At 51.6% G+C, this 11,614-nt stretch carries 8 protein-coding genes and 1 tRNA gene; 8 read left to right on the plus strand and 1 reads right to left on the minus strand.

Annotated elements, in window-relative coordinates; translation table 11 throughout:
• Positions 1 to 2: 2 nt before the first annotated feature.
• From nuoE to DEALDRAFT_RS08865, 8 genes are all read left to right on the plus strand, one after another.
• Positions 3 to 554 carry an NADH-quinone oxidoreductase subunit NuoE gene (nuoE, locus tag DEALDRAFT_RS08830; RefSeq protein ID WP_243441154.1) on the plus strand — a complete coding sequence of 184 codons (552 nt, stop codon included), beginning with the start codon at positions 3 to 5 and terminating at the stop codon, positions 552 to 554.
• Entirely contained in the window at positions 547 to 2,373 is a 1,827-nt protein-coding gene (gene nuoF, locus DEALDRAFT_RS08835; RefSeq protein WP_008516735.1) for an NADH-quinone oxidoreductase subunit NuoF, read from the plus strand. The genes nuoE and nuoF overlap by 8 nt, the downstream gene beginning before the upstream one ends.
• Positions 2,370 to 5,957 carry an FAD-dependent oxidoreductase gene (locus DEALDRAFT_RS08840; protein WP_008516736.1) on the plus strand — a complete coding sequence of 1,196 codons (3,588 nt, stop codon included), beginning with the start codon at positions 2,370 to 2,372 and terminating at the stop codon, positions 5,955 to 5,957. Before nuoF ends, DEALDRAFT_RS08840 begins: the two co-directional genes overlap by 4 nt.
• 118 nt (positions 5,958 to 6,075) lie before the next feature.
• The gene (locus tag DEALDRAFT_RS08845; RefSeq protein WP_008516737.1) at positions 6,076 to 6,753 is read left to right on the plus strand and encodes a response regulator transcription factor; all 678 of its coding nucleotides are present in this window, start codon (positions 6,076 to 6,078) and stop codon (positions 6,751 to 6,753) included.
• Positions 6,753 to 8,708 (plus strand): PAS domain S-box protein, encoded by a 1,956-nt coding sequence (locus DEALDRAFT_RS16030; RefSeq protein ID WP_008516738.1) that lies wholly within the window; start codon positions 6,753 to 6,755, stop codon positions 8,706 to 8,708. Before DEALDRAFT_RS08845 ends, DEALDRAFT_RS16030 begins: the two co-directional genes overlap by 1 nt.
• Positions 8,709 to 8,900: 192 nt before the next feature.
• Entirely contained in the window at positions 8,901 to 9,680 is a 780-nt protein-coding gene (locus tag DEALDRAFT_RS08855; RefSeq protein WP_008516739.1) for a cell wall hydrolase, read from the plus strand.
• A 141-nt stretch (positions 9,681 to 9,821) separates the two neighbouring features.
• The gene (locus DEALDRAFT_RS16035; protein ID WP_008516740.1) at positions 9,822 to 10,715 is read left to right on the plus strand and encodes a class I SAM-dependent methyltransferase; all 894 of its coding nucleotides are present in this window, start codon (positions 9,822 to 9,824) and stop codon (positions 10,713 to 10,715) included.
• 2 nt (positions 10,716 to 10,717) lie between these two features.
• Positions 10,718 to 11,392, plus strand: a complete 675-nt coding sequence (locus DEALDRAFT_RS08865; protein WP_008516741.1) for a flagellar brake protein — start codon at positions 10,718 to 10,720, stop codon at positions 11,390 to 11,392.
• 71 nt (positions 11,393 to 11,463) lie between these two features.
• Here the strand turns inward: DEALDRAFT_RS08865 and DEALDRAFT_RS08870 are convergent.
• Positions 11,464 to 11,538: transfer RNA gene (locus DEALDRAFT_RS08870), tRNA-Arg, on the minus strand.
• Positions 11,539 to 11,614 lie beyond the last annotated feature (76 nt).

Genomic DNA, 11,614 nt, shown 5'->3' on the forward strand with positions numbered 1-11,614 from the left:
GGATGATGAAGACCATGGCTGTTGAAGAGCTGCAGGTGTTAAAAGAGAAAAACCCGCTGCTGGCCATCGATGCCATTGTGCAGCGGCATAATGCGGATCCCGGTTCGGCCATTCCCATTCTGCAGGATATTCAGAATACCTTTGGCTATGTGGCCCCGGAAGTATTGCAACGGGTTTCGGAGTTGTCGGGCATCCTGGAAAGCGAACTTTACAGCATCGTGACTTTTTACTCCCAGTTTAGGATGGAGCCCATCGGCGAGAATCTGATCCAGGTTTGTCACGGTACGGCCTGCCACCTGGCAGGAGCTGAGAGAGTCAGTGAAGCAATTATGCACGAAACTGGCGCCAAGGACGGTGGAACCAGCCCTGACGGCAAGTTTACACTGGAAAAGGTGGCCTGTCTGGGTTGCTGCAGCCTTGCTCCGGTAATTACCGTTAACGAGGAAACTTATGGCCGGGTGGCCCCCAACGAGGTAGGCAAGGTTCTAAAAGAGATAAACGGGCAAACCGAAGACAAAAAGGCGGGGTGCAAAGGGGGGTGCCATCATGAGTAATAATGGGTTTAAGGTGAAAATCGGGCTGGCTTCCTGCAGCATTGCGGCGGGAGCAGCAAAGGTCCACGATTTGTTAAAAGACCTTTTGGCAGATGATGGCATCCATCTCCAGCGTACCGGGTGTATGGGTTTGTGTTATTGTGAACCGCAGGTAGAGGTGGTGGCACCCGACGGGCGCAGTTATCTCTACGGGAATGTGAGTACAGATAATGTGGGGCAGATTGTTGAGGAGCATATTAAAAAAGGTGAGCCGGTGGAGGAGCTTTTGGTGGTTCCGCCGGACGGAGCCAGTGAAGCAGGGGAGTATATAGGACGGCAGGAAAGGTTTTTGCTGCACAACTGTGGCAACATTGATCCGGAAAACATTGAAAGCTACCTGGATGCCGGCGGGTACAAAGGCCTGGCCAAGGCTGTGGCCATGAAACCGGAGGAGGTTATTGCAGAAGTTAAGTCCTCAGGGCTGCGCGGTCGCGGCGGTGCCGGGTTCCCCACCCATCAGAAATGGACCTTTGCCAGAGATGCCAAAGGTGAGCAAAAATATATCATCTGCAATGCGGATGAGGGAGACCCCGGGGCGTTTATGGACAGGAGCATTCTGGAGAGCGACCCGCACAGTGTTTTGGAAGGAATGATGATTGCCGGGTACGCCATCGGAGCCAGTGTGGGCTATATATACATCCGGGCCGAATATCCTTTGGCAATCCGGCGGTTAAAAATTGCCATTGCCCAGGCCAAGGAGCATTATTATCTGGGAACAAACATCCTCAACTCCGGTTTTGATTTTGATATTAAAATCAGAGAGGGAGCCGGAGCCTTTGTTTGCGGCGAAGAGACGGCATTGATTGCTTCCATTGAAGGCAAAAGGGGCATGCCGCGTTTTCGTCCTCCTTTCCCGGCGGTATCCGGTTTGTTTGCTTCTCCTACTTCCATCAATAACGTAGAAACCTTTGCCAATGTGCCGCAGATATTAGCCCAGGGAGCTGCGGCTTATAATGTGCACGGCACGGAGTTTAGTAAAGGAACAAAGGTCTTTGCCCTGGCAGGCAAGGTTAACCGGGGGGGCCTGATTGAAGTGCCCATGGGAATGAGCATCAATGACATCGTATTTGCTGTGGGTGGCGGTATTTCTACCGGTAAGGCATTTAAGGCAGTACAAACCGGCGGTCCCTCCGGCGGCTGTATTCCGGCAGAGTTGGCCGACACCGCGGTGGATTATGAGTCTTTAAAGGAAATCGGGGCCATTATGGGCTCAGGCGGACTGTTGATTATGGACGAAGAGACCTGCATGGTGGATGTGGCCAAGTTTTTCCTCACCTTTACACGGGAGGAATCCTGCGGTAAATGTACATTCTGCCGGGTAGGCACAGAGCAGATGCTGCGTATTCTGGAGCGGATTACCGAGGGTGAAGGGACCGAAGAGGATATTGATACTTTGGAGGACCTGGGATCCAAAATTAAAGCCGGTTCGCTGTGCGGGCTGGGCCAGACGGTACCTAACCCGGTACTGACCACCATTAAATATTTCCGGGACGAATACGAGGCGCACGTCAGGGATAAGGTTTGCCCTGCAAAGAATTGTAAGGCTCTGATTGAGTATGAGATAGTGGCCGAAGACTGCAAAGGGTGCGGGCTTTGCCGCAAACAGTGCCCGGTGGATGCCATTAGCGGCGGTAAAAAAGAACCCCACGTCATTGATCAGGCCACATGTCTGCGCTGCGGCTTATGCGTCAACAGCTGCAAGTTTGACTGCATTACCGTAAGCTCCAAGCCGGGGAAAACAGCGCCTGTTGATGGCCAGGGAATGGGGGCGGTATCATGAGTAAGGTAGGAATTATACTGGACGGCAAAGAGGTTTTTGTGGAAGAGGGCAGTAACCTGCTGGAGGCGGCGCTGCAAAGCGGTGTGGAGGTTCCGCACCTTTGCTATGATCCGCGCCTGAAGCCTTTTGGCTCCTGCCGTTTGTGTTTTGTAGAGATTGCCGGACGACCGGTGGCGGTGCCCGCCTGCGGCACACAGGTTAGTGCCGGAATGGATGTAACCACCAACAGTGAACTCTTGGCAGATTTGCGCCGGGTGGCTCTGGAGCTATTGCTGTCTGAACATTGCGGCGATTGCGTAGCCCCCTGTCAACAGGCATGTCCGGCTAAAATTGATATTCAGGGCTTCATCGCCCACATCGCCAACGGCCAACATAAAAAAGCGGCTGCATTGATTAAGGAGAAATTGCCGTTGCCGTCGGTGTGCGGACGAATCTGCCCCAGATTCTGTGAAGAAGAGTGCCGGCGCAACCTGGTGGATGAGGCGGTAAATATCTGTGCCCTGAAAAGGTTTGCCGGAGATTATGATTTAAAAGCCATCAATTCCTATAAGGAACAAATGGCACCGGATACCGGGTTTACAGTGGCCGTGGTGGGTGGCGGACCGGCAGGCCTTACCGCTGCTTATTACCTGGCGCTGGCCGGACACCGGATTACCCTCTATGATGCGGGGCCCCAGCTGGGTGGGATGCTGCGTTATGGTATTCCCGAATATCGTCTTCCCAAGCAGTTGCTGGACCAGGAAATCAATATGATTACCGAGATGTGCCAGGAAGTACGCCTGGGCGAAGTGCTGGGGCGTGACTATACCATGGCCCAGCTAAAGGAACAATATGACGCGGTCTTTTTGGGCATTGGCTGTCAGGAAGCTCAGGGAATGGGTTTACCAGATGAAGAGATGCCGGGAATTCTAAAAGGGATTGATTTTCTGCGGATGGTGGTGGAAGACCGTCCACCGGAGCTGGGTAGCAGGGTGGCTGTCATCGGCGGCGGTAACACCGCCATGGATGCGGCCCGCACATCTTTGCGCCTGGGAGCGGAGGAAGTGGTGGTTATTTATCGCCGCAGCAGGGATGAGATGCCTGCCAACCCGGTGGAAATTATGGAAGCGGAAGAAGAAGGTGTTGAGTTCCACTACCTGACTAACCCCACCGCCTGCATTGAGCGGAAAGGTCGGCTGCAGGGACTGGAGTGCATCCGCATGGAACTGGGAGAGCCGGATGCTTCCGGGCGCCGTCGCCCGGTGGCCGTTGCCGGCACCGAATACGAGATGGAATTTGATACGGTGATTTTGGCCATTGGCCAGGTGGTTGAAACGGAGGCCGCCCAACACAGTGAAGTGTCTCTGAGCAGATGGGGTACCATCGACACTGCTTTGGAAACGGGCTGCACCAGTGAGCCGGGAGTTTTTGCCGCCGGCGACTGTGTAAGCGGCGCAGCAACCGTTGTGGAAGCTGTGGGGGCAGCCAGGGTGGCGGCCCGCTCCATTGACCAGTATCTGTACGGTAAGGAAATTACTCCGGAGGCCAAACCGTTTAACTGCAGCATGGGTGAGTTAAAAGACTTGGATCCTGCCGACTTTGCCGACAGAGAAAAGCTGGCCCGGGCGCCGGAGATACATCTGGCACCAATGGAGAGGAAGCAGCATTTTGACGAGTTTAACCTGGGACTGAGTAAGGACGGTCTGGGGCAGGAAACGCAGCGCTGTTTGTCTTGTGGCTGTGAAGATGTATTCAACTGCACGCTGCGTCAGCTGGCCAGCGAGTATGAGGTTGATACCAACCGGCTGGGAGTCAGCAATAAACGCTACGCTATCCACACTAACCACCGCCACATTGTGCATGACGCCAACAAGTGCATCCTTTGCGGCAACTGTGTAAGGATCTGTCAGGAAGTGCAGGGAATTGGCGCGCTGGGGTTTGCCAACCGCGGTTATGATACGGTGGTTAAACCTTCCATGGGACTGCCGTTGGCAGAGACCATGTGTGAGTCCTGCAGCCAGTGCGTATCGGCCTGTCCCACCGGCGCCATTGCGGTGAAAAGCCCGCTGCAAAAGCCCGGTCCGTTTGTGGATGACAGTGTGGTAGACACCACCTGTGTGCAGTGCAGCATTGGCTGTGATTTGCAGCTGCATGTGGTGGGAGATAGCATTACCAGAGTAACTTCACCGCTGCGCGGGGAAGTAAATAGCGGCAACCTGTGTAAGAAAGGCGCTTTTGAGTTTGATTTTGTTCACAGTAAAGGGCGCTTACAAACTCCTCTGCTGCAAAATGGAGAGAAGATGCAGGAGGTAAGCTGGGATGAAGCCTTTGCGGGGGCGGCGTCCATGCTGCAGAAAATTCGTGACCGTTACGGTCCGGAAAGCCTGGCGGTACTGGTCTCCCCCAGTCTCACCAATGAAGCAAACTATCTGGCACAGAAGCTGGCCCGGTTGGCTCTGCGGACAAATAATATTGAAAGCACAAAGCCTGTGGCTTCCGCAAGCCACTTAGGCGAAGAAAGTCTGGAGACAGACCCGGTTGCTTACAAGGAATTAAAGGACAGTGATTTTATCCTGGTGGTTAACACCGATCCTACAGTGGATTATCCCATTGTGGCGCAAAAAATCCGGCAGGCGGAAGCGGCCGGGGCCACTTTGGCGATAATGAGCCCCAGAGCAACCAGGCTCGATGGGCAGGCACAGCTTACCATTCGCACCCACCCCCGTAAGTCACTGAAACTATTCCAGGCCATGCAGGCTTATCTGCAAAGATATGATCTGGCCTGCCAGGGTATGGAACTGCCTTTGACTGAAGAAGAAATTAAGTACCTGCTTTTGGAATTGCCGGAAACGGTGCGGGTGAAGCCGGCCAGGGTAATAGAGCTTCTGCACAGGTATCTGCAGGCCAGAAACCCTGTAATTGTAGTGGACGGAAGCACCATGAGCGGACCGGAACTGGGGGCGCTTTTGGATATTGTGCAGGCCACCGGGAACGCCAAAGCGGGGCAGGGTATCCTGCAGCTGTTTGAAAGCGGCAACTGCCGCGGCCAATTGGATATGGGTGTGCATCCCCGCCTGCTGCCGGGACGTCAGCCCCTTTATGATCTGGCAGCACGAGAGCGTTATTACGGGGTGACCGGCATGCCGCTGCCGGCAACAGCCGGGCTCACTCTGCAGGAAATTAGGGCTGCGGCAAAAGACGGGGACATCATCGGCATCATTGTCATCGGCGATGACTTTAGCCTGGACGATGAGATGTTTGATGAAGGCCTGTTTACCGTGGCGGTGACCTCCACATGGCGAACAGATTTGAATCGGGCCGATGTGGTACTGCCAGCGCCCACCTTTGCTGAAAGCAGGGGGACGGTGACAAACAGTGAGGGCCGGATGCAACGTTTGAACCCGGCGTTTGCACCTCCCGGCGGAAAGGATCATTACGAAATCCTAAACGATCTGGCACAGGCTTTGGGCGTGGATTTCTCCCGGTCCTTACCGGAGCAGCTTTTAAATGAAATGCAGGAAATTTCACAATGGGGTTTGCAAAAGGCAGGAAATTTCTTCATGGGTAACGAAAAGAGTAAGAGAAGAAAGGTTCCGGTAATATAAAATTTAATAATGGAATATAGCATAGTAAAGACACCCCTGCACAAAGAGTGACAGGGGTGTCTTTACAAAGAATTGCCGCGGTCGAAAAGCATGGTAATTCGGGGGAGGGGTTTTGACTGTGGGTAAAATTACAATTATATTAGCGGATGATCATGCCGTGGTGCGGGAGAGCATCCGCAGACTCCTGGAAGAAAGGGAGGACCTGGAGGTGGTAGGTGAAGCGGGGGATGGCGAGAATGCGGTAGAACTGGTGAAGAACCTCAAACCCAGGGTAGTCATCCTGGATATCGCCATGCCGAAGCTCAATGGTATTGAAGCAACGCGCAAAATCAGGGAGCTAAGTCCCGATACCAATATCCTTATCCTTTCGGCTTATGATTACAGCCAGTACGTGTTTGCCCTGCTGGAGGCGGGTGCCACCGGTTATCTGTTAAAAGATGTGAACTGCCAGGAGTTGATTCGCTCTATTTACAGTGTGGATAAAGGTGAGCCGGTTCTTTGTCCTTCTGTGGCTGCCAAAGTGATGCAGCGTTTTCGCCGCGGCGAGGATAGTGAAACAAATAACGCCGTTGATTCGCTGACCGGCAGGGAAGTGGAGGTGCTAACCATGGTAGCCAACGGCCATCGTAATCAGGAGATTGCCAGCAGGCTTTATGTTAGTAAGCGTACCGTGGAAGCGCACCTGGCCAGTATTTTCAGCAAACTAAAGGTGGGATCCCGCACCGAAGCAATACTCTTTGCTCTAAAGGAAGGCATGATCAGTCTGGAAGATGTGGAAGTGAGTGGGAAAGATTAATGACACAGACATTGAAAGCGGCTATTCTGACAGGAAGTTTTATGTTGTTAGCGGGTTTGATGCTGGAGGCGGGCCCGGACCTCTATACCTGGGGGCGTTATTTATTTGTATTGTTGATTTTTGGCTCCGGAGTCTGGTTTCGTTACGCCGGTGTTGTGGCTGCGGGGCTGATGTCTTTTTCTGTGCTTGTAAGTCACAGTTTTTTAATGAGCACTCAGATGTGGCTCTCTCTTTCTCATGCCGCACTTATTCCGGCGGTGGGCGTCTTGGCGGGATTGTACTGGATTAGTGTAAAAGAGTTTACAGCCATGCAGCATTACACAATGGCCTGGTACAAAAAGATGCGGAAAAAGCATTATAACAAAACCCGGGCCAGAATTGAGCAGGACAAACAACTGGCCACCTTAAGCGATTACTCGCAGCGTGTGGCTTTTTGTGCCGATATTGAGGATGTGATCCGGATTGGCCTGGACCTTGCCCGGGATACTATGCGGGTGGATGCGGTGGCCATTTATTCACTGCCCGCAGAGGATGAGACTCTATATCTGGTGTCATCCTGCGGCTTACAGGCCAAAGAAGCGGCAAAGAACCAACCAATTCCGCTGGGAGAAGGCTTTAACGGTAAAGCTGCCGAAAGTGGCAACCTGGTGGTGGCCTATGATTTTCAAAAAGACTTTGAGGTGTCTGACGCTCTCCGGGACGAAGAGTTTCGGGCAGTGGCGGTGGTGCCCCTTGTTTCCCGTAATAAAATCATGGGCACATTGATGGTGGCTAACAGAAGGCATCATATTTTCAGTGCGCAGGAACTGTTGGTACTGGAAACTCTGGGACATCAGCTGGGTATGGCCAAGGAGAACACCATTCTCACCGATGTGCAGCAAACCATGCAGAAGCAACTGCGGGAATCAGAAAAACAGTATCGGGGGATTTTTGAAAAAACAAATGATATTATCTGGCTTGAAGACGGGGAAGGAAATATCATTTCTGCCAACAAAGCTTGTGCCAATATGCTGGGTATTGAACTCTCCCGGCTGAAAAAGGAAAATATTTTTACCTACATTCCCCATGAACAGGCCCAAAAAGCAAAACTGGTGCGGCAGCAGCTTTTCAACGGAACAATCGCGGAGAAATCATATGACCAGACCATTGTTAACAATGAAGGAACAGAAATTATCCTTAAGGTGACCACAAATCTGCTGGATAACGGAGACATTCCGGGGTTTCAGCATATAGCCAAAGATATCACCGAGGAAAGAAAACTGCACGAAAATCAGCAGTTTTATATTGAGCATATCACTCGCGCTCAGGAAGAAGAGAGACTGCGCATCAGCCGGGAGCTGCATGACAGTACCGCCCAGTCACTAATTGTGGTGCTGCACCAGTTGGAGAAGTATTTGGTATCCAGCGATCATTTGCGGCTTGGTGATTCCCGCTTTCTCTTCAATGTAGCCGAACAGGTAAAGGCCATTTTGCAGGAAGTACGTCAGTTTAGTCGTGATTTGAGACCCTCCATTCTAGATGACCTGGGGCTGGTTCCTTCCCTGGAATGGTACATTGATGAACTAAACCGTACCCACGGCCTGAAGGTGGACTTAAATATTATAGGGCAAAAGCAGATGCTCCGCCCTGAAATCCGGGTTTCCCTCTTTCGCATTATTCAGGAAGCATTGCGGAATGTAATGCGGCATGCCGAAGCAAACAACGCTAAAGTAAAGATTGAGTTTGATAATAATGAGGTCAGGGTTGTGGTACAGGATAATGGTAAGGGGTTTGATGCAGAGCCCCTTGGTGATTTGTTGCGTAACGGCAAGTTGGGCCTGGCGGGAATGCATGAGCGGGCAAAAATTCTTGGCGGCAGCATCGAAATCTCCTCGGCAAAGGGGGCAGGAACAACCATTTTTATTGCTGTCCCGCTGGTATCTGATCATCTGCTTGCAGAGGTTGGCCAAAAATAAGAATAGTACGGGTTATTTTTCCATGCACCGCTATTATTATGAAATATGAAGCCCAGTTAACATAAGATTAAGTTTTTTTAATAACCTGCCCGCAGCGCCGGAAGGGGAGGTTTGCCTAAGACCCTGAAAACTTACTATAATGGATGCAGTTGACATAACTAATCCTTTGTAGGAAGCAGAAAGGGGTACATAATGAGGAAGAGGTTAACGGGGATTCTAACTGTTTTATTATTGTTGCTGATGTCGGGACAGGCCTACGCTGCAATCCATGTGGTACGTCCGGGTGAAACTTTGTGGTTGATTTCACAACAATATGGTACTACGGTGGCTGCGCTGGCTGAGGCCAACCATATTGCCAATGCTAATTATATTGAAGCGGGGCAGCGCCTGGACATACCGGGGCAGTCACAGCCTGTGGGACGCCAGACGGTGCATACAGTGAGCCGCGGCGAAACATTATGGCTGATTTCACAAAAATATAATACCACCGTGGCAGCCATTGCTGCTGAAAACAAGATTGAAAATAACAATATTATCCGGGTAGGGGACAAGCTGGTTATCCCCACAGAACAGGAGGCCGCCCCGGTGCTGGCGCCTCGCAACTTCTCTGACTCAGAGTTGGATCTACTGGCCCGGCTGGTTCGTGCAGAAGCGGAGGGCGAGCCGTACAGAGGACAGGTGGCGGTGGCTGCCAGCGTGTTAAACCGGGTAGATGATCCGCGCTATCCCAACACACTCTCCGGGGTAATAAACCAGGTCTCAAACGGATTCTACCAGTACAGCCCGGTCTTAGACGGACGGATTAATCGTCCTGCCAATGATAGTGCCCGCCGTGCGGTGCAGGCTGCATTAAATGGTGAAGATCCTTCACTGGGGGCCACCGGCTTTTATAACCCCGCTAAAACCAGCAATCAGTGGGTACGGCAGCAGCCGGTAACAATAACCATTGCAAACCACGTGTTTTTTCGCTAAAGCAAAAAATAGCGGTCGAAGAAAATAATCTTCGGCCGCTTTTTTCGTCTCTTCATATTAAATTGGGCATTATTAAAAATAAGTAATATGAAGGAAATTGTCAGATGTTGCTAGAATTGTTTTCAAGACGAGGTGATTTCTGTGGATACTACCACATTGTTTGATTCTTCATTTTGGGAAAGTGCTTGGAATGAAGCCATCGAGGCGGACCAGGAACGCAAGCGTGCTAAAAAATCGGTGGATGTCTGGAACCGCCGGGCCAAGAATTACGACAAAAATGTAGATACGGATTCGGGTAACAGGCGAGTGGAAGAAGCGCTGGCTTTTTTGGATAGGTATGGAGTGATGTCGGAAAAGCTGCGGATTCTTGATTTGGGGTGCGGCCCAGGCAACTTTACCATGGCTTTTGCTGAGCGCGGGCATCAGGTTGTGGCCCTTGACCCCGCTGAAGAGATGTTGACCATTTTGCGGGAAAAATTGGCTAAGCGGCCGGATTTAGAGCCGCTTGTTAAAACTGTGGGTGACGACTGGATTCCCCTTGTGCCCCAGGAGTATGGCTGGGACAATTATTTTGATTTGGTGTTTGCTTCCATGACCCCCGGCGTGCAGGACGTGACCACCTTGGAGAAGGTTATGCAGGTGTCAGGAGGGTATGTCTATCTCAGCCGTTTTTCCGGGCCCCGCATCCATCCTTCCGTGCAGGCAGTATGGGAGCATTTCAATGACCAGCCTTATTACAGCCAGTCCCTGGACATTCTCTTTCCGCTAAACTGGTTATATGCACAAGGGTACAAGCCGGCTATGCATTTTGCCCGCTGGGAGCGGCAGCATGAACAACCGGCCCGGGAGGCTCTGGAAGAGATGCGCGATGTGTTGTCATTGCGCATGGATATTGACAGGCAAGTGGAGCAGGTTATGGCGGAGTATGTGGAGGCACATTCCGATGAAAACGGGATGCTCAGCGAAACAAAGGGAGCAACTTCCGCCATGCTGCTTTGGCATGTGGACAAAAGGGTTCTGACAAAGGGGGGGTAATTATGGCTATTACCGTGGCAGGGGCTGTAAGACATAAAAAAATCTATCCCGGTAAGCAGGTTAGAATTTCCACAGCAGGCCGGCAGGAAGACTCTTTGGGGCAAATCGTGGATTTGGGTACAGACACGGTAGGGTTAAAAATCATAGCTCCCACCGCATCTTTACCGGAGGTCTGGCAGGTGCAGGATCAGGTGACCGTGTCCTTTGTGGTGCCGGAAGATGCTATCTATTCTTTTGCAGCACATGTAGTATCTTTTGAGGATGCGGCCATGTCTTTGCAGGTAAAGCAGGTAACTCCGCTGGAACGTCGGGAACAGCGCAGTGATTACCGCCTTAAAACCGCAAAATTAATTAATGTGGCGGTGGAAAAAGAGGTGGAAAAAAGCGGGGAAAAATGGCAGGAAGCCAGCTTGCTGGATATTTCCCGTGGTGGAGCAAGTATTTTGTCGCCGGTTAGTGTTACTGCCGGGACAAATGTGATGGTCTGGATCCCTTTGGAAGAGGTTGATTATGTTCTGGAAACCGAGGCTAAAGTGAGGCGTGCCGTGGAGGGAGAAGAAGGCCAACTGATAATTGGGGTCAGCTTTGAAAACCTGCCGCTGGCTGATCAGGAAAAGATTCTCGACTATATTCTCAAAGTATATACTGAAAATAAAGACGTGGAGACAGCAAAATAAATGCTAAAAAGATAAAAGATACTAAAAAAAGCGACCTGTTGGTCGCTTTTGCTGGTTATTAGGTAAATATATGGTGCGCCCGTAGGGATTCGAACCCCAACTTCAGGCTCCGGAGGCCTGCGTGATATCCCTTTCACCACGGGCGCAAGTGCATAGACTATCATAACATCTGACTATGAAAAAGTCAACCAGGCTGTCCGGGCAATTCCTGCCAGAGCTGGG

Source organism: Dethiobacter alkaliphilus AHT 1, from assembly GCF_000174415.1.
GTDB classification, from domain to species: Bacteria; Bacillota; Dethiobacteria; order Dethiobacterales; family Dethiobacteraceae; genus Dethiobacter; species Dethiobacter alkaliphilus.